We start from the raw sequence: 17,786 nt of genomic DNA, 5'->3' as shown, positions 1-17,786 counted from the left end.
GCGCGGGCCGGACCTGCGATCCTGGGGGCGGTGGCCCCGGTCGCCCCCCCGTCCCCCCACCCCGGAAGGAAGTCGAGCGCGCCCGTGACCGCGACCCTCGCGGACCTCCGGTCCCGGCTGGCCGCGCTGACCCTCGACGACGAGCACCGGCTCGGCCGGCGGCTCGAGGGCCTGCGCCGCACCCGCGACGAGGCCGCGCGCGAGCGGGCCCTCGAGAAGATCGCCCCCGACGTCGCCGCCGCGGAGGAGCGCATCGCCCGCCGCCGGGCCGCCGTCCCCGCGATCACCTACCCCGAGCAGCTGCCGGTCAGCGCCCGCCGCGACGACATCGCCGCCGCGCTGCGCGAGCACCAGGTGGTCGTCGTCGCCGGGGAGACCGGCTCGGGGAAGACCACCCAGCTGCCCAAGATCGCCCTCGAGCTCGGCCGGGGCGTGCGCGGGCGGATCGGGCACACCCAGCCGCGGCGGATCGCCGCGCGCACGGTGGCGGAGCGGATCGCCGAGGAGCTCGGCACGCCGCTGGGCGGGGCGGTCGGCTGGAAGGTGCGGTTCACCGACCAGGTCGGCGACGGCACGCTGGTCAAGCTCATGACCGACGGCGTGCTGCTGGCCGAGATCGCGCACGACCGGCTGCTGCGCCAGTACGACACCATCATCGTCGACGAGGCGCACGAGCGCAGCCTCAACATCGACTTCCTGCTGGGCTACCTCGCCCAGCTGCTGCCACGCCGGCCCGACCTCAAGGTCGTCATCACCTCGGCCACCATCGACGTCGACCGGATCGCCAAGCACTTCTCCGTCGACGGCGCCGAGGTCCCCGTCGTCGAGGTCAGCGGCCGCACGTACCCGGTGGAGGTCCGCTACCGGCCGGTGGTGGACCCCGACGACCCGGACGCCGATCCCGACCGCGACCAGGTCACCGCCATCGGCGACGCCGTCGAGGAGCTGGCGCACGAGGGCCCGGGCGACGTCCTCGTCTTCCTCGCCGGCGAGCGCGAGATCCGCGACACCGCCGACGCCCTGGCCGAGCGCTTCCCCGGCGTCGAGGTGCTGCCGCTCTACTCCCGGCTGTCGGCCGCCGACCAGCACAGGGTTTTCCAGCCGCACACCGGCCGCCGCGTCGTGCTGGCCACCAACGTCGCCGAGACGTCGCTGACCGTGCCCGGCATCCGCTACGTCGTCGACCCCGGCACCGCGCGCATCTCCCGCTACAGCGCGCGCACCAAGGTGCAGCGGCTGCCGATCGAGCCGATCAGCCAGGCCTCGGCGCGCCAGCGCTCGGGCCGCTGCGGCCGCGTCGCCGAGGGCGTCGCGATCCGGCTGTACACCGAGGACGACTTCGACGCCCGGCCGGAGTACACCGACCCGGAGATCCTCCGCACCAGCCTCGCCTCGGTGCTGCTGCAGATGGCCGCGCTCGACCTCGGCGCCGTCGAGGACTTCCCGTTCGTCGACCCGCCGGACCGGCGCGCCGTCGCCGACGGCCGGGCGCTGCTCGAGGAGCTCGGCGCCCTCGACGACGCCGGCCGGCTCACCGACACCGGGCGGGCGCTCGCCCAGCTCCCGCTGGACCCGCGGCTGGGCCGCATGGTGGTCGAGGCCGACCGGCGCGGCGTGCTCGAGGAGGTGCTGGTCGTCGCCGCGGGCCTGACCATCCAGGACCCGCGGGAGCGGCCCACCGAGCACCAGCAGGCCGCCGACCAGATGCACGCCCGGTTCGCCGACGAGCACTCCGACTTCCTCACCCTGCTCAACCTCTGGCGGTACCTCACCGAGCAGCAGGAGGCGCTGTCGGGCAGCGCGTTCCGCCGCACGGTCAAGCGCGAGTTCCTCCACTACCTGCGCATCCGCGAGTGGCAGGACCTGCACGGCCAGCTGCGCAGCACCGCCCGCCGGCTGGGCATGACCCCCGGCTCGCTCGCCGCCGAGCCCGACGAGCGCGGCATCACCACCGCCCTGCTCGCCGGCCTGCTGTCGCAGGTCGGCCTCCAGGTCGAGGACCTCGCAGGGAGGAAGGACGCATCCCGGCGGCGCGGCGGCCGCGAGTACCTCGGGGCCCGCGGCGCCCGGTTCGTCATCGCCCCCGGCACCCCGCTGGCGAAGAAGCCGCCGCGCTGGGTCGTGGCCGCCGAGCTCGTCGAGACCAGCCGGCTGTTCGCCCGCACCGTGGCCCGCGTCGACCCCGACGACGTCGAGCGGCTGGCCGGCCACCTGGTCCGGCGCGAGTACTCCGAGCCCCGGTGGGACGCGAAGCGCGGCTCCGTCGTCGCCACCGAGCGGGTCACCCTCCACGGCATCCCGCTCGTCGTCGGCCGGCGGGTGCAGTACGGCTCGATCGACCCGGTCGTCTCCCGCGAGCTGTTCATCCGGCACGCCCTCGTCCAGGGCGAGTGGACGACGCACCACCGTTTCTGGGCCGACAACCAGCGCGCCATCGAGCGGGTCGCCGAGCTGGAGGAGCGGGCCCGCCGCCGGGACATCCGGGTCGACGACGAGACGCTGTTCGAGCTCTACGACGCCCGCATCCCCGCCGACGTCGTCTCCACCCGGCACTTCGACCGCTGGTGGAAGCAGGCCCGCCGCGAGACCCCGGACCTGCTCACCCTCACGCCGGAGGTGCTCACCGACGCGGCCGCGGCCGGGCAGGTGGACCCCGCGGACTTCCCCGACGAGGTGCCGCTGACGCAGGGACTGACCCTGCCGCTGTCCTACGCCTTCGCCCCCGGCGCGCCGGAGGACGGCGTCACCGTCGACGTGCCGCTCGCGGTGCTCGACACGGTCGCCGAGCGGACGTCGGGGGAGTCGCTGGCCTTCACCGTGCCCGGCCTGCGCGAGGAGCTGGTGACGGCGCTGCTGCGGACGCTGCCCAAGCAGCTGCGCCGGGCGCTGGTGCCGATCCCCGACCGGGTCCGCGAGGTGCTGCCGCACATCGGCCCCACCGAGCCGCTGCTGCCGGCCCTGGAGCGCGAGCTGCGCCGGGCCGCGGCCGTCGTCGTCCCGCCGGACGCCTGGCGCCCGGCCGAGGTGCCGGCGCACCTGCGCGCCACCTTCCGCGTGCTCGACGACAAGCAGCGGCCGCTGGCCACCGGCAAGGACCTGCAGGCGTTGCGCCGCGAGGTGGCGCCGGCCAGCCGGGCGAGCCTGGCCCGCGCCGCCTCGGACCTGGAGCGCACCGGGCTGACCGCCTGGACGATCGGCGAGCTGCCGCGCACCGTCGAGGTCCGCCGCGGCGGGCACGTGGTCACCGCGTACCCGGCGCTGGTCGACGAGGGGACGACGGTCGGCGTCCGGGTGGTGGCCACCGGGACCGAGGCCACGCGGCTGACCTGGCGCGGCGCCCGGCGGCTGCTCGTGCTCGTGGCCGGCTCGCCCGCCCGGCAGGTGGTCAAGGGGCTCTCGCCGAAGAGCCGGCTGGCGCTGCAGTTCAACCCCGACGGCGAGATCCCCGCGCTGGTCGACGACTGCGTGGACGCCGCGGCCGACGAGCTGGTCGCCGCCGCCGGCGGGCCGCCCCGCGACGAGGCCGCCTTCGCCGCCCTGGTGACGACGGCCAAGCAGCAGCTGCTGCCGCTCACCCAGGACGCCGTGCGGCGGGTCGAGGCGGTGCTGAGCCAGGCCCGCGAGGTCGCCGTCGCGATCGGCGCGGCGCCCGGGCGCCGGGTGCCCCAGGCCGCGGTCGCCGACCTGCGCCGGCAGATGACCGGGCTGCTGCACCGCGGCTTCGTGGCCGACGCCGGCCGGCGGCGGCTGCCCGACCTGGTCCGCTACCTCAAGGGCATGGCGCTGCGGCTGGAGAAGCTCCCGGCCAACGCGGTGCGCGACGCGCTCTGGGCGGAGCAGGTCGCCGCGGTCACCGCCGAGTACGAGCAGCTGCGCCGCGAGGTGCCGCCCACCGGCGCCCCCGACGACCCGGTCACCCGCATCCGGTGGATGATCGAGGAGCTGCGCGTGGGCCTGTTCGCCCAGCAGCTCGGCACGCCCCGGCCGATCTCCGAGCAGCGCGTCTACAAGGCCATCGACGCCCTGGGCGCCTAGGCCGTCGCGCCGTCCCGGCCGGCGGGGCCGGGCTGGTCCCGCAGCAGGGCCGAGATGCGCTGGCGGGTGACGCCGAACATCCCGGCGATCCGGTTGATGCTCACGTGCTCGGCCTGCAGCGCGCGGGCCTGCGCGCGCCGCCACGTCGACCCGGCGCCGGCCAGGGCGCCGAGGACGGTGGTGATCCGCTCGACGACCAGCGGGCGGGACTCCTCGGTGACGATGTCGAGCCAGCTGTCCCCCGAGCGGCGCTGGGACAGCAGCTGCTCGGCGCGGGTCCGGGCGTCCTGCAGCTCGGCCGCGCACCGGTCGATCTCCCGCACCAGCTGCTCCAGGGCCGCGACCGCGTCGTCCCCGGGTGCCGGCGGGGCGCTCACCCACGGTCCTGTGGTCACGGGGCCTCCTCGCAGTCGGGCGGGCCGCGCCCGCGACCGGTCGTGCCCGATCGTAGGGAACGGGCGTTGCGTGCAAGGGGAGTTGCGCTCCGACGGCGGCAGGCGCGTCCGGCCCGTCCTCGGCGGGTGACCGGGGCCCGAGTTTGACCACGGGGCGCGCCGGGGAGGGCTGGAGGGACCGAAGCCGTTCGACGGAGGAGATGGGATGAGCGAGCCCACCAGCCACACCGAGGCCGCGGGCGAGGGCCTGTCCGACGAGGAGATGGCGCAGACCGTCGCCGACCAGACCGACAGCGCCTCCGGGCACGCCTACAAGGCCGGCAAGGACTGGGACGGCGACGCGAGCCAGACGCCCGCGCCCCCGGACACCGAGTCCTGAGCTGACACACTCCTCTCGCCCGGCGCCCGCCGGGCGGGAGGTGCTGTGACGACGACGTCCCGGCGGCCGGACCGGACCGCCGCCGACCCCGCGACCCCGTCCGCGACGGCGCGCCTGCTGCGCCCGGCCCGCACGGCCACCCGCTACGCGCTGGGCCACGGCCTCCCGGCCCTGTACCTCGCGCGCGCCGCCCGCCGGGGCGACCCGGTCGGCCGGCTGCTGCGCGACCCGGCGGCCCGCGAGGACCCCTACGCCCTCTACGACCGGCTGCGCGCCCGCGGCCCGCTGTCCGGCGGCGCGCTGGGCCCGGTCACCGCCTCGCACGCCGTCACCACCGCGGTGCTGCGCTCGGACGCCGCCGGCGTGGGCTGGGACCGGTCCCGGGCGCCGGCCCTCGTCCGGTGGGCGCTGCGCTTCGGCGACGAGCTCGACGCCACCGGCGTGGCCGAGCCGCCGTCCATGCTGGTCACCGACCCGCCCGACCACACCCGCTTCCGCCGGCTGGTCAGCCGCGCGTTCACCCCGCGCGCCACGCTGGCCTCCGAGCCGATGGTGCGGCGCACCGCCGAGGCGCTGCTGGACCGGCTGGCCGGCCGCGGCGACGTCGTGGACCTGGTCGACGCCTACGCCGCGCAGCTGCCGGTGCTGGTCATCGCCGACCTGCTCGCCGTCCCTGCCGACCGCCGCGGGGACTTCCTGCGCTGGGGCGCCGCCGCGGCCGCCACCCTCGACCCCGGCCTGCCGCTGCGCCGCTACCTGGCCGCCGAGCGCGGGCTGCGCGCCATGCACGCCTTCCTCCGCGGGCACTTCGCGCGGCTCCGGGCCGACCCGGGCGAGGACCTGGTCAGCCGGCTGGTGACCCTCCCCGACGACGAGGCGCTCTCCGAGCGGGAGCTGCACGCCACGGTGATGCTGCTGCTCGGCGCCGGGTTCGAGACCACGGTCAACCTGCTCGGCAACGCCGTCGTGCTGCTCGACGCCCACCGCGACCAGTGGGACGCCCTCCGGGAGGACCCGGCGGGCTGGGACGGCGCGGTGGAGGAGGTCCTGCGCCACGACAGCCCGGTCCAGCTCACCGGCCGCAGCACCACCCGCGACACCGAGGTCGCCGGGGTGCCCCTGCCGGCCGGCACGCGGGTGACCCTGCTGCTCGGCGCGGCCAACCGGGACCCGGCGGTGTTCGCCGACCCCGCCCGCTTCGACGTCACCCGGCCCAACGCCCGCGAGCACCTGGCCTTCTCCGGCGGCGTCCACTACTGCCTGGGCGCCGGGCTGGCCCGGCTGGAGGGCGTCGTCGGGCTGCGGACGCTCACCGAGCGCTTCCCGCGGCTGCGGGTGGCCGGCCGTCCCGTCCGCCGCGACCTGCAGACGCTGCGCGGCTTCGAGGTCCTCCCGGTGCGGCTGGGGTGAGGACCCTCCGTCAGCGGTGGGGCGGGAGCATCCCGGCGCCGACGGTGGCGTTGGTGGCCTCGTCGACGAGGATGAACCGGCCGGTGACCCGGTTGCTGTTGTAGTCGTCGACGAACAGCGGCTGGGTGGTGCGCAGCCTGACCCGGCCGATGTCGTTGAGGCCGAGCTCGGTGGCCTCGAGGTCGCGGTGCAGCGTGTTGACGTCGAGCCGGTAGGTCAGCTCCTTGACCACCGCGCGCACCGAGCGGGTCGTGTGCTTGACCGCCAGCCGCTGCCGCGGCCGCAGCGGCTCCTCGGCCATCCAGCACACCAGCGCGTCGAGGTCCTGCGTCACCGGCGGCACGTTGCCCGGCCGGCAGATCAGGTCGCCGCGGGAGACGTCGACGTCGTCGGTCAGGCGCACGGTCACCGCCATGGGCGGGAAGGCCTCGGCGACCGGGCCGCGCGGGCCGTCGATGCCCGCGATCGTGGTGGTCAGGCCGCCGGGCAGCACCTGCACCTCGTCGCCGGGGCGGAGCACGCCGCTGGCCACGGTGCCGGCGTAGCCGCGGTAGTCGTGGAAGGCGTCGGACTGCGGCCGGACGACGTACTGCACCGGGAAGCGGGTGTCGACGAGGTTGCGGTCACCGGCGACGTGCACGTGCTCGAGGTGGTGCAGCAGCGAGGGCCCGCCGTACCAGGGCGTGTTCTCCGACCGGGTCACCACGTTGTCGCCGTGCAGCGCCGAGATCGGGACGACGGTGAGGTCGTGGATCGACAGCTTCGTCGCGAACGCGGTGAACTCGTCGCGGATGCCCTCGTAGACGTCCTCGGACCAGTCGACGAGGTCCATCTTGTTCACCGCGACGACCAGGTGCGGCACCCGCAGCAGCGAGGCGAGGAAGGCGTGCCGGCGGCTCTGCTCGACCAGGCCCTTGCGCGCGTCGACCAGCACGATCGCCAGGTCCGCCGTCGAGGCGCCGGTGACCATGTTCCGCGTGTACTGCACGTGGCCGGGGGTGTCGGCCAGGATGAACGTCCGCCGCGGGGTGGCGAAGTACCGGTAGGCGACGTCGATGGTGATGCCCTGCTCGCGCTCGGCGCGCAGGCCGTCGGTGAGCAGCGCGAGGTCGACGTAGTCGCCCTTGCTGGCCCGCTCGATGGCCGCGTACTGGTCCTCGAACACGGCCTTGCTGTCGTAGAGCAGCCGGCCGATCAGGGTGCTCTTGCCGTCGTCGACCGATCCGGCGGTGGCGATGCGGAGGATGTCCTTGCGCGCCGTCGCGATCTCGGCCGCCTGCTCGGCGGCGGGGGAGTGGACGTCGACCGCGGACTGCTCGGACATGGCCCCCATCGTCCCAGCCGCGGCACGGGGGCCCGCGATCGGGGACGCTGGTGTGAGCGGGACCACCCGGCCCTGCGGGGAGGAGCGGTGCGTGGGCGGCTTCGTGTTCCTCGTCCCGGTGCTGCTGGTCGTCGTCGCGGGGTACGCGCTCGGCTACGTCGTCGCGGAGGCGCTCGGGATGGCGGCGCCCGAGGCGGTGGCCTGGCCGGCGGGACTGCTGCTGCTCGCCGTCACCGTCGCCGCCCTGCTCCGCTACCGCCGCCGGCGTCGCGCTAGAAGTAGCCCTCCTTCTTCCGGTCCTCCATCGCCGCGTCGCTGACCTTGTCGTCGCCGCGGGTGGCGCCGCGCTCGGTCATCCGGGTCACCGCGATCTCGGCGATGACCTCCTCCACCGTGCGGGCCTCGGAGCGCACCGCCGCGGTCAGGTTGGCGTCGCCGACGGTCCGGTAGCGCACCGTCTCGCGGGACACCCGCTCGCCCTCGCGCGGGCGCACGAACTCGTTGACCGCGTAGAGCATCCCCTGCCGCTCCACGACCTCCCGCTCCTGCGCGAGGTACAGCGGCGGGATCTCGATGCCCTCGCGGGCGATGTACTGCCAGATGTCGAGCTCGGTCCAGTTCGACAGCGGGAACACCCGGATCGACTCGCCCAGGTGGATGCGCCCGTTGTAGAGGTCCCACAGCTCCGGCCGCTGGTTCTTCGGGTCCCACTGGCCGAACTCGTCGCGGAAGGAGAACACCCGCTCCTTGGCCCGCGCCTTGTCCTCGTCGCGCCGGGCGCCGCCGAACAGCGCGGTGAAGCCGTGCTCCTCCACCGCCTCGAGCAGCACCGGCGTCTGGATCCGGTTGCGCGAGCCGTTGGGCTCCTCGCGGACCAGGCCGCGGGCCATCGCGTCGGGCACCGAGGCGACGACGAGCTCCACGCCCAGCTCGGCCACCCGCTTGTCCCGGAACTCGAGGACGTCGGGGAAGTTCAGGCCGGTGTCGACGTGCATCACCGGGAACGGGATGCGCGCCGGCGCGAACGCCTTGCGGGCCAGCTCCAGCATGACGATGGAGTCCTTGCCGCCGGAGAACAGCAGCACCGGCCGCTCGAGCTCGGCGGCCACCTCCCGGATGACGTGGATCGACTCGGCCTCGAGCGTCTCCAGCTGGGTGAGCCGGTAGTCGGGGGTCGTCACCCCACCAGTGTCCGTCACCGGGTCGAGCCCCCCGGCCCGGCCCCTCGCCCGGCGCTCAGCGCACGGCGGCCAGGAGGTCCGCGGCCAGCTCGGGGCGGCACACCAGCAGGTCGGGCAGCGAGGGGTCGGGCTGGTTGTAGCGCAGCGGCGACCCGTCCAGCCGGACCGCGGTCAGCCCCGCGGCCAGCGCGACGGCGACCGGCGCCGCCGAGTCCCACTGGTACATCCCGCCGGCGTGCACGTAGGCGTCGACCTCGCCGCGGACCACCGCGGTCACCTTGAACCCGGCCGAGCCCAGCGGCACCAGCTCGCCGCCGACCGCCGCGGCGGCCGCGTCGGCCTGCGCCGGCGGCCGCGTCCGGCTCACCGCGATCCGCGGCGGGCGGGTCACCGGCGGCGGCAGGGCCGGCGCCGGGTCGGTCACCAGCACCTCCCCGACGGCGGGCAGCGCGACGGCGCCGGCGGCCAGCGCCCCGCGGACCCACAGAGCCACGTGGACGGCGAAGTCGGACCGCTCCGTCTCGCCGTACTCGCGAGTGCCGTCCAGCGGGTCGACGATCCACACCCGCCCGGCCTCCAGCCGGCTGCGGTCGTCGGCCGCCTCCTCGCTGAAGACGACGTCGTCGGGGCGCTCGGCGGCGAGGACGGCGGTGATCGCCCGCTGGGCCGCGGCGTCGCCGGCGTCGCCGAGGGCGCGGCCGCTCAGCCCGCCGGTGCGCAGGCCGGTCAGCGCGTCCGCGGCGGCCCGTGCGGTGGCCGCGGCGACCTCGACGTCCCTCACTCGGCACCTCCGGGAGCGGTGGCGTCGGTGGGGCGGGAGGGCGGGGCGTGCCGGCCGGAGGCGTCGGTGACCCGCGCGAAGTACTCGGCGCGCAGGTCCTCGCGCGGCAGCACGAACACCGCCCGCGCCTCGACCAGCGGCCGGTCGGGCGACTCGGCGAGCGCGATGGTGCCGGTGACGACCGACTTGCGCCCGCCGGCCTCGGTCACCCGGCCGCGGCAGACGACGGGGGTGTCCAGCGGCACCGGCCGCCGGTAGTCCAGCTCCAGCCGGGCGGTCATGCCCCACAGGCCCGCGCGGATGGTGGCGGCGCCCAGCACCTGGTCCATCACCAGGCCGCTCATCCCGCCGTGCAGGAAGCCGGGCGGCCCCTCGTAGGCCAGGCCGAAGGACACCTCGCCGACGACGCCGCCGGGCTCCTCGCGCAGCCGCAGCGGCGGGGCGAAGGCGCTGCCGACCCCGGCCACCGGGTTGTAGACGCGCCGGAACCGCACCGGGTCGTCCAGCGCCGGCAGCTGCCCCGGCGGGCGGACCGCGGCGGTCAGCCGGCCGGTGGCGGCCCGCACCGCCGCGGCGACCTCCTGCAGGTCCGCGGCGGGGACGGCGGTGCGCACCGAGGCGTCGACCAGGCCGCGCAGGGCGTCGCCCAGGTCGGCGACCGCGGCCATCAGCGCGGCGTCGTAGGGAGCTCCTCCGCTGTCAGTGGTCACCGGCGGACGGTAGCCCCGCGGGTTCGGCGGGCCGGTCGGGGGGACCGGCGGGCGCGGGCCCGGGCGCCGCGCCGGGCGCGCCGCCCGGGACGCCGGGCACCTCGGGGCCGGAGCGGGGCAGCCGCGCGGTGAAGGCCGCGCCGCGGCCGGGGGCGGTGTCCAGGGAGACCTCCCCGCCGTGCGCGGCGACCAGCGAGGCCACGATCGACAGGCCCAGCCCGGTGCCGCCGGCGGCGCGGCTGCGCGAGGCGTCGGCCCGGTAGAAGCGCTCGAACACCCGGGCGGCGTCCTCGGGCGCCATGCCCGGGCCCTCGTCGGCCACCCGCAGCACCACCACGTCCCCGCCGCCGCTGGTGTCCTCGCCGATCGAGACGGTCACCCGGGCGGTCTCCGGCGTGTGCACCAGCGCGTTGGTCACCAGGTTCCCGACCACCTGGCGCAGCCGCGCCTCGTCGCCGAGGACCACCGGCACCTCGGTGAGGGAGTCGTCCAGGTGCAGGCTGACCGGCCGGTCCGGCTGCAGGACCCGCGCGTCGTGCACGGCGTCGCCGGCGACCTCGGCCAGGTCGACCGGCGCGATCGACAGCGGGCGCTGCATGTCCAGCCGGGCCAGCTGCAGCAGGTCCTCGACCAGGATGCCCATCCGGCCGCCCTCGCTCTCGATGCGCTGCATCAGCCGGGCGGTCTCCTCCGGGTCGGTGACGGCGCCCTGCCGGTAGAGCTCGGCGAAGCCGCGGATGGAGGTCAGCGGCGTCCGGAGCTCGTGGCTGGCGTCGGCGACGAACCGGCGCATCCGCTCCTCCGACGCCCGGGCCTGCTCCTCGGAGGCCCGCTGGGCGCGGAACGAGTCCTCGATCCGGGCGAGCATGCCGTTGAGTGCCTGCGACAGCCGGCCGACCTCGGTGCGGCTGTCGCCCGGCGCCACCCGCTGCGAGAGGTCCCCGGCGGCGATCGCCTGCGCGGTGCGCTCCACCTCGGCGAGCGGGCGCAGGCTGCTGCGCACCAGCCAGTACCCGGCCACGCCCAGGGCGCCCAGCACCACCAGGCCGACGACGACCTCGATGGCCACCAGCCGCGCGATCACCCGGTCGTCGCGGTCGAGGTCCCCGCCGACGACGAGCACCAGCCCGCCGGGCAGCTCCGCGGCGGTGACCCGCCAGGAGGTGTCGCCGTCGCCGGAGGCCACCGTCTCCGCCAGCGACCGGCCCGGGCCGCCGTCCTGGGGCGGTCCGCCGGGTGCCGCGGCCCGGGCCGCGATCGCGGCGACGTCGTCGGAGTCGAGGGCGGGCAGGTCGTCCTCGTCGTCCGGGCCGGAGAGCACCACCGGCTCCTCGTCCCCGGGCACCACGCACGCCAGGTAGTTGCCCGGGGCGAGGTAGCGCTGGCGGCTGCCGAACAGGCAGTCGGTGAGGTAGTCCTGCGAGGCGGCCGTCTCGCGCAGCGTGCTCTCCAGCTGCTGGTCCAGCTGGTCGACCAGGTAGCGCTTGAGCAGCGACGTCGCCGCCACCCCGGTGGCGACCAGCGCGAGGGTCACCAGGACCAGCAGCATCGCGACGAGCGTGATCCGCAGCGGCACCCGCGGGAGGCGGGGGCCGCTGCGGAGCGCCGCTCCGGGAGGAGGACCCGGGGGAGTGCTCACGCGCCGCGGGGCAGGCGCAGGGTGTAGCCCACCCCGCGGATGGTGTGCAGCAGGCGCGGCTCGGTGGTGTCCACCTTGCGCCGCAGGTAGGAGATGTAGGACTCGACGACGTTGGCCTCGCCGTTGAAGTCGTAGTTCCACACGTGGTCCAGGATCTGCGCCTTCGACAGCACCCGCCCGGCGTTGGCCATGAGGTAGCGGAGCAGCTTGAACTCGGTGGGCGACAGGCTCACCACCTGGCCGGCCTTGACCACCTCGTGCGACTCCTCGTCGAGCTCGATGTCGGCGAAGGTGAGCCGGCTGGTCTCGACGGCGCGCTGCTGGCCGGCGCTGCGGCGCAGCACCGCCCGGATGCGGGCGAGCACCTCGTCGAGGCTGAACGGCTTGGTCACGTAGTCGTCGCCGCCGAGGGTCAGCCCGGAGACCTTGTCCTCGGCCGCGTCCCGCGCGGTGAGGAACAGCACCGGCGTGTGCCGCCCGCTCTCCCGCAGCCGGCGGACGACGCCGAAGCCGTCCAGGCCCGGCATCATCACGTCGAGGACCAGCAGGTCGGGGCGGAACGTCGAGGCCAGGGCGAGCGCCTGCTGGCCGTCGGACGCCGTCGCCACCTCGAACCCGGCGTAGCGCAGGCTGGCCGAGAGCAGCTCGCGGATGTTGGGCTCGTCGTCGACCACCAGGAGGCGCGCCTCCGGGGCGGCGGGTCGAGCGGTGCGGGCTCCCGTCACGACAACTCCCGTCGGACGCCTGGCTGCTGTCGTCATGCCCCGAGGCTGTGCCGCGGAACTGCCGTCCCCCTGGACGCTACCTGTGAGTTCCCTGGGGGTGGCCCCGCTAGCCGGCGGGCGCCATCGCGCGGCCGCGCCGCCAGTAGCCGATCGCGTGGTGCTGGGCGCGGCTGAGCCCCCAGCGGCCGCGCAGGTCGGCGCGCACCGCCCGGACGGCGGCCGACTCGGCGGCCACCCACGCGAAGACGTCGTCGCCGGCCGGGCGCTCCGTCGCGGCCACGGCGTCGGCGAGCAGGGTGCTCCCACCGGGCGGCGTCCCGCCGCGGTGCAGCCAGCGGACCTCGACGCCGGCCGGCGCGGCGAGCGGCTGCTCCTCCTCCGGCCCGGCGACCTCGAGCAGCGCCGTCCCGACGGTGTCCGGGCCGGCCGCGGCCAGGATGCGGCTGATGGCCGGCAGCGCCGTCTCGTCGCCGGCGAGGAGCAGCGTGCCGGCCGGCCGGTCGCCCAGCGGGCCGCTGCCGGCCACGCCCAGCAGGGCGCCGGGGGCCGCCGCACCCGCCCAGGCGGCGGCCGGGCCGTCGCCGTGCAGCACGAAGTCGATCTCCACCTCGCCGCGGGCGGGGTCCTGGCGGCGGGCGGTGTAGCTGCGCAGGCTGATGCCGTGCGCCCCGGCCGGCCACACGACCCGGCCGTCCCGGGCGACCGCCGGCCACCGCGGCTCCGGGTCCCCCACGCGGGGCACCAGCAGGTTGACCGTGGGCCCGGCCGCGGCGACGGCGTCCGGGGTCCCCGAGAGCACGACCCGGCGCACCGACGGGGTGACGTCGGTGACGGAGACGACGGTGAGGACGTCGACGGGGCGGGGGCTGCCCGGCAGGTGGTCCCCGTCAGCGGGAGCAGGCGGGCCGGCGGGATCGGTCACGCCGGCGAGCGTAGGGACCGGGCCCGCAACGGGGCCGACCCGGCCGACCCCGGGGGAATGGGGTCGACCGGGCCGGCGATCGAGGACGGGCGCCTCACCGAGCGTCACCGCTGCTCGACTCTCAGCAGGAGGTTCGCTCCTCCGGTCCCCGTCACCGGACACGCTACGTGAGCGCGGCGGTCCTGCCACCGCACGAGCGGGTGACGCCGACGCTCCGGAGGGTGATCTGCGTCGCTGCGCGTGCCGATGTGTGTGCGCTCCGGACGCCGGGCACGGGGGAGGGACGACCCGACGACGTGGAGGCTCCGACGATGGCCGACGACTTCGAGAAGGGTGACCACGTCACCTGGAACAGCCACGGCAGCACGGTCGAGGGGACCGTCACCCGGAAGATCACGGGGGAGGCGGAGGCCGGCGGTCGGAAGGTGAAGGCCAGCTCGGACGACCCCCAGTACGAGGTGAAGAGCGACAAGAGCGGCAAGACGGCGGTGCACAAGCCCTCCGCGCTCGACGAGAAGTAGTCACAGGGACAGGGAGACGATCGTGAGCGAGATGGACGACGGGTTCGCTGGTGTGTCGTCGCGCAGCAACAAGCACAACCCGCGGCTCGACGAGGAGCTCGAGCACGAGATCCAGGGGATGCTGAAGGCCGAGCGGGCCACCCGGGCCGAGGAGTTCCGGGAGGTCGAGCCGGTCGCCGAGGGCGAGCCGGACATCTCCGCGAACCCCGCGGGCACCCTGGTCGGCGGCGTCCCCGTCGGGATGACCGAGGACGCCGTGGTCGCCCGTGCGGAGCTGGCGCGCTGGCTGGTGCGGGCCGACTTCCCGAACGACGGCCCGGGGCTGGTCGAGGCCGCGCTCGACCACCGGGCGACCGACGCGGTGGTCGACGAGCTGCGCCGGCTGCCCGAGGGCGAGACCTACGAGCGGATCGGCGACGTCGCCCGCGCGCTGGGGTACCCGACCGAGACCTGACCGGCGGGACGAGCAGGACCCGAGGGGGCTCAGGAGCCGGTGCGCTCCTGGGCCCCCTCGGCGCTCTCGTCCTCGGCGATCTCGTCGCGGCCGCGCCGGCGGAACAGCCGGGAGCCGGGGAAGCCCTTCACCACCTCGCGGATGTCCTGCATGGTGTCGACGAGGTCGTGGACGTCGGTGCCGACGTCGCCCAGCGACTCCAGCACCGGCAGCATCGTCTCGTCGAGGTGCGTGACCAGGTCCGGCAGCCGGTCGACCAGCCGGACCAGCGCCTCCACCTCGTGCGGGTCGAGCGTCTCGGCCAGCCGTCGCACCGACGGCGCCAGCCGCGTCAGCGGCTCCTCGTAGCCGGCCAGCAGCGGGTCGATCCGCCCGACCAGCCCCTCGGCGGCGGTGACCGCGCCGTCCGCCCGCCCCAGCGTGCCCTCGGCGCGGTCGACCGCACCCTCGGCCCGCCCGACGGCGTCCTGCGCCCGCTCGATGGTGCTGCCCACCGCCGCGATGGCGTCGTCGGCCCGCCGCTGGGTGCCCTCGACAGCCTCGATCGCGCGGTCGGCGCGGACCTGCGTGCCCTCGACGGCGCCGATCGCGGCGTCGGCCCGGGACTGGGTCTGCTCGACCGCGCCGATCGCGGCGTCGGCGCGGCGCTGGGTGCCCTGAACGGCGCTGATGGCGGCGTCGGCCTTCTGCTGCGTCCCGCCGACCGCGGTGATCGCGGCGTCGGCGGCCTGCAGCGTCGACCCGGCGCCGGCGACCAGCCCGTCGGCGCGCTGCCGCGTCGAGTCCAGGGCGGCCACCGCGCCGTCGACCCGGTCGACCAGGCCCTCCGCGCGGTCCACGACGGCGTCGACGCGGTCCAGCAACCCCTCGAGCCGCCCGACCGCCGCGGCCACCCGGGGTACGAGGGCGAGCGCCTCGGCGACGCCGTCGCGCAGGCTCTCGACGGCGGTGAAGACGTCGGAGGGACCGGGGATCGAGGGCAGCCGCACGTGCCGACGCTACGTCCGAGCGCCGGACCCCGCCCGTCCGCCGACCACCCCTCCCTCGTTCGTGGCCTGCGGATACGCGACCCGCCCGGCGGGTCACGCCGCGCGCAACCGGTCGAGGGGGCCTTCCGCCCGTATCGTTGAGTACTGCCGCGCGTGCGGTGTGCAACGGCACGGACCACGACGATGGGATCGACAGCGGTGCGGGACGAGCGGGGGGACGACCTGGCCGAGGGCGGCGACGCGCCCGGTCCGGTGACCGTCGAGCAGTTGCTCGCCCGCCAGGGGGGCGCCACCGGCCGCCGCGCCGCGCGCCGCACCGGTGAGGTGCCCATCCCGCTGGAGCCCGGCGAGTCGCTGCCCCCGCACCGCGGGCCGAAGCCGCCCGTGCCCGGCACCGCCGCCGCGCCGCCGCCCGCTGCCTCCCCGGCGGCCGAGGAGCCCCGCCGCGGGCTGCCGCCGGTCCCCGCCGCGCCGGTCGGCGTCCAGCACTCCCGCCCGGTGCCGCCGCTGCCCGGCACCCCGCCGGCGGGCGTCCCGCGCCCCACCGCGGTCCCGCCGGCCGGCGTGCAGTACTCGCGCCCGGTGCCGCCGCTGCCCGGCACGCCACCCGTGGGCGTGCAGTACTCCCGCCCGGTGCCGCCGCTGCCCGGCCGTCCCGCGCACCCGCCGATCCCCGGCCTCGACGGCCCGGCGATGTCCGGGGCCGGCAGCACCCGCCGGCCCGTGGCGCCCCGCCCGCCGCGCAGCCCCGGCCGCCGCCGGCTGGTCCGCGCCGCCGTGGTCCTCGGCGTGCTGCTCGGCCTCGTGGTCGGCTACCACGCCGGCCTGTACGCCTACGTCGACCGCAGCATCGCCCGCGTCGCCGCCCTCGCCCCCGAGGGACCTGAGGTCATCGCCCCGCAGCTGCAGGACGGGTCGACCACCTACCTCGTCGTCGGCACCGACCTCCCCGGCACCGACGGGCCGGCCTCGGTCACCACGCTGCTCGTGCACGTCGCCGCGGACGAGCAGCGCGCGGTCCTGGTGAGCGTGCCGCCGACGGCGTGGGTCGACACCCCCGCCTGCCGGACCGACGACGGCGCCGCCCGCGAGCCCGTCTCCGAGGCGTTCGCCGCGTCGCTGCTGGCCGGCGGGCCCTCGTGCATGGTCCGCGCGGTGCAGCAGCTGTCCGGGCTGCGCGTCGACCACTACCTCGCCGTCGACCTCGGCCGCCTCCCGGCGATGGTCGACGCCGTCGGCGGGGTCAGCGTCTGCCTGCCCACCGCCGGTCCTGCCGACGCCGCCTCGGCCGCGCCGCTGCCGGCCGGCACGTCGGAGCTGACCGGGGCGCAGGTCGGCCGCTACCTCGCGCCCGGCGACGCGGGCTCCGACGTCACCGGGGTCGCCGCCGCCGAGCGCACCCAGCTGCTGCTGTCGGCCACGCTCCGCTCGGCGATGACCGTCGGGACGCTGGCCAACACCTACGACCTCACCCGCTTCCTCACCCGGTCCGCCGACGCGCTCACCGTCGACGAGCAGACGACGCTCGGCGACCTCCGCACGCTGGCCTCGGCGCTGGGCGACCTCGAGGGCGACGCGGTCCAGCGGGCGAGCCTGCCGGTGGCGCAGGTCGGCTACGTGCCGGCCGGCAGCGATCAGGCCTACGTGCTGCTCAACGGCCCGGCCACCCGCACGCTGTTCGACGACGTCATCGAGGACAGCACCGTGCCCGCCGAGCTGGCCACCCCGGTCGCCGCGGCGGCCACCGCTCCGGCGGACCCGGCCGCGGCGGAGACCCCGGCGGCCGACCCCGCCGCCGATCCCGCCGCCGCCACCGCGCCCGAGCAGCCGCCCGCCAGCCCGGCCGCCCAGCCGCTCACCGTGGCGCCGGCCGCCGTCACCGTCGACGTCCTCAACGGCACCGCCACCACCGGGCTGGCCTCGACCGTCGGCGACCTGCTGCGCCAGCAGGGCTTCACCGTGGGCCAGGTCGGCAACGAGCGCGGCACGGTCAACCAGACCGTCGTCCGGCATGGCCCAGGGGTGGTCGAGCAGGCGCGCACCGTGGCCGCCGCCGTCCCCGGCGCCGTCCTGCAGCCCAGCGACGCCATCGGCGACACCGTGCAGCTGGTCCTCGGCCCCGGCTACACCGGCGTCGTCCCGGTGCAGGTGCCCCCCGCCCCCGCCCCGGCCGTGGCCGCCGCGCCTCCGGCTCCCGAGACCCCGGCGGCGCCCTCCTCCACGGCTGCTCCTGCCACGCCCGTCAGCTGCTGACCGAGGCGCCCCGCCGGGTGGGGCCCCGCCCAGCCGCTCGTGCTCTGCCCCGTCCCACGGGGCAGAGC

General features: G+C 76.6%; 16 protein-coding genes. 7 read left to right on the top strand and 9 right to left on the bottom strand.

The window, feature by feature from the left end; genetic code table 11:
• Positions 1-84: 84 nt before the first annotated feature.
• Positions 85-4,035: an ATP-dependent RNA helicase HrpA gene (hrpA, locus tag ACI79L_RS09645; protein WP_456936577.1), complete on the top strand. Its 3,951-nt coding sequence runs from the start codon at positions 85-87 to the stop codon at positions 4,033-4,035.
• Here the strand turns inward: hrpA and ACI79L_RS09640 are convergent.
• On the bottom strand, positions 4,032-4,430 hold the full coding sequence (locus tag ACI79L_RS09640; protein WP_456936576.1) for a hypothetical protein: 399 nt from the start codon (positions 4,428-4,430) through the stop codon (positions 4,032-4,034). The two genes, hrpA and ACI79L_RS09640, sit on opposite strands and share 4 nt — an antisense overlap.
• A gap of 205 nt (positions 4,431-4,635) precedes the next feature.
• Here ACI79L_RS09640 and ACI79L_RS09635 point away from each other — a divergent pair, with 205 nt between their 5' ends.
• Both ACI79L_RS09635 and ACI79L_RS09630 read left to right on the top strand, forming a co-directional pair.
• On the top strand, positions 4,636-4,809 hold the full coding sequence (locus ACI79L_RS09635) for a hypothetical protein (RefSeq protein ID WP_456936575.1): 174 nt from the start codon (positions 4,636-4,638) through the stop codon (positions 4,807-4,809).
• Between the two features lie 45 nt (positions 4,810-4,854).
• The gene (locus ACI79L_RS09630) at positions 4,855-6,219 is read left to right on the top strand and encodes a cytochrome P450 (protein ID WP_456936574.1); all 1,365 of its coding nucleotides are present in this window, start codon (positions 4,855-4,857) and stop codon (positions 6,217-6,219) included.
• Positions 6,220-6,229: 10 nt separating this feature from the next.
• Here the strand turns inward: ACI79L_RS09630 and ACI79L_RS09625 are convergent, their stop codons facing one another.
• Positions 6,230-7,543: a sulfate adenylyltransferase subunit 1 gene (locus tag ACI79L_RS09625; RefSeq protein ID WP_456936573.1), complete on the bottom strand. Its 1,314-nt coding sequence runs from the start codon at positions 7,541-7,543 to the stop codon at positions 6,230-6,232.
• Positions 7,544-7,634: 91 nt separating this feature from the next.
• Between ACI79L_RS09625 and ACI79L_RS09620 the strand changes: the two genes are divergently transcribed.
• Complete coding sequence (locus ACI79L_RS09620; protein ID WP_456936572.1) at positions 7,635-7,862, top strand: hypothetical protein; 228 nt, start codon at positions 7,635-7,637, stop codon at positions 7,860-7,862.
• Here ACI79L_RS09620 and cysD read toward each other — a convergent pair.
• The 6 genes from cysD to ACI79L_RS09590 form a co-directional block, all read right to left on the bottom strand.
• Positions 7,816-8,724 carry a sulfate adenylyltransferase subunit CysD gene (cysD, locus tag ACI79L_RS09615; RefSeq protein ID WP_456936571.1) on the bottom strand — a complete coding sequence of 303 codons (909 nt, stop codon included), beginning with the start codon at positions 8,722-8,724 and terminating at the stop codon, positions 7,816-7,818. The genes ACI79L_RS09620 and cysD overlap by 47 nt on opposite strands.
• Before the next feature lie 55 nt (positions 8,725-8,779).
• Positions 8,780-9,505, bottom strand: a complete 726-nt coding sequence (locus tag ACI79L_RS09610) for an inositol monophosphatase family protein (protein ID WP_456936570.1) — start codon at positions 9,503-9,505, stop codon at positions 8,780-8,782.
• Positions 9,502-10,215, bottom strand: a complete 714-nt coding sequence (locus ACI79L_RS09605) for a PaaI family thioesterase (RefSeq protein ID WP_456936569.1) — start codon at positions 10,213-10,215, stop codon at positions 9,502-9,504. Before ACI79L_RS09605 ends, ACI79L_RS09610 begins: the two co-directional genes overlap by 4 nt.
• Positions 10,205-11,791 (bottom strand): sensor histidine kinase, encoded by a 1,587-nt coding sequence (locus ACI79L_RS09600; RefSeq protein ID WP_456936568.1) that lies wholly within the window; start codon positions 11,789-11,791, stop codon positions 10,205-10,207. Before ACI79L_RS09600 ends, ACI79L_RS09605 begins: the two co-directional genes overlap by 11 nt.
• 59 nt (positions 11,792-11,850) lie before the next feature.
• Positions 11,851-12,579: a response regulator transcription factor gene (locus ACI79L_RS09595; protein WP_456936567.1), complete on the bottom strand. Its 729-nt coding sequence runs from the start codon at positions 12,577-12,579 to the stop codon at positions 11,851-11,853.
• A gap of 106 nt (positions 12,580-12,685) precedes the next feature.
• Positions 12,686-13,501 (bottom strand): siderophore-interacting protein, encoded by an 816-nt coding sequence (locus tag ACI79L_RS09590; RefSeq protein WP_456936566.1) that lies wholly within the window; start codon positions 13,499-13,501, stop codon positions 12,686-12,688.
• A gap of 311 nt (positions 13,502-13,812) precedes the next feature.
• On the opposite strand from ACI79L_RS09590, the gene ACI79L_RS09585 reads away from it, so the two are divergent.
• Both ACI79L_RS09585 and ACI79L_RS09580 read left to right on the top strand, forming a co-directional pair.
• Complete coding sequence (locus tag ACI79L_RS09585; protein WP_456936565.1) at positions 13,813-14,022, top strand: DUF2945 domain-containing protein; 210 nt, start codon at positions 13,813-13,815, stop codon at positions 14,020-14,022.
• Between the two features lie 31 nt (positions 14,023-14,053).
• Positions 14,054-14,476 (top strand): DUF2795 domain-containing protein, encoded by a 423-nt coding sequence (locus tag ACI79L_RS09580; protein WP_456936705.1) that lies wholly within the window; start codon positions 14,054-14,056, stop codon positions 14,474-14,476.
• Positions 14,477-14,505: 29 nt separating this feature from the next.
• Here ACI79L_RS09580 and ACI79L_RS09575 read toward each other — a convergent pair whose 3' ends face one another.
• Positions 14,506-15,465, bottom strand: a complete 960-nt coding sequence (locus tag ACI79L_RS09575; protein ID WP_456936564.1) for a hypothetical protein — start codon at positions 15,463-15,465, stop codon at positions 14,506-14,508.
• 183 nt (positions 15,466-15,648) lie between these two features.
• On the opposite strand from ACI79L_RS09575, the gene ACI79L_RS09570 reads away from it, so the two are divergent.
• Positions 15,649-17,718, top strand: coding sequence for an LCP family protein (locus ACI79L_RS09570; RefSeq protein ID WP_456936563.1), 2,070 nt, complete (start codon positions 15,649-15,651; stop codon positions 17,716-17,718).
• Positions 17,719-17,786: the final 68 nt, after the last annotated feature.

The sequence above is a fragment of the Geodermatophilus sp. SYSU D00684 genome (assembly GCF_054050455.1).
The sequence above is the reverse complement of the archived record's forward strand: the minus strand, read 5'-3'. Positions and strand labels throughout refer to the sequence as shown.

Bases quoted from the DNA above. Each gene is read 5' to 3' on its own strand.
- ACI79L_RS09635 (WP_456936575.1), top strand. From the start codon at position 4,636: ATGAGCGAGCCCACCAGCCACACCGAGGCCGCGGGCGAGGGCCTGTCC.
- ACI79L_RS09625 (WP_456936573.1), bottom strand. From the start codon at position 7,543: ATGTCCGAGCAGTCCGCGGTCGACGTCCACTCCCCCGCCGCCGAGCAG.
- ACI79L_RS09585 (WP_456936565.1), top strand. From the start codon at position 13,813: ATGGCCGACGACTTCGAGAAGGGTGACCACGTCACCTGGAACAGCCAC.
- ACI79L_RS09580 (WP_456936705.1), top strand. From the start codon at position 14,054: ATGGACGACGGGTTCGCTGGTGTGTCGTCGCGCAGCAACAAGCACAAC.
- ACI79L_RS09570 (WP_456936563.1), top strand. From the start codon at position 15,649: ATGGGATCGACAGCGGTGCGGGACGAGCGGGGGGACGACCTGGCCGAG.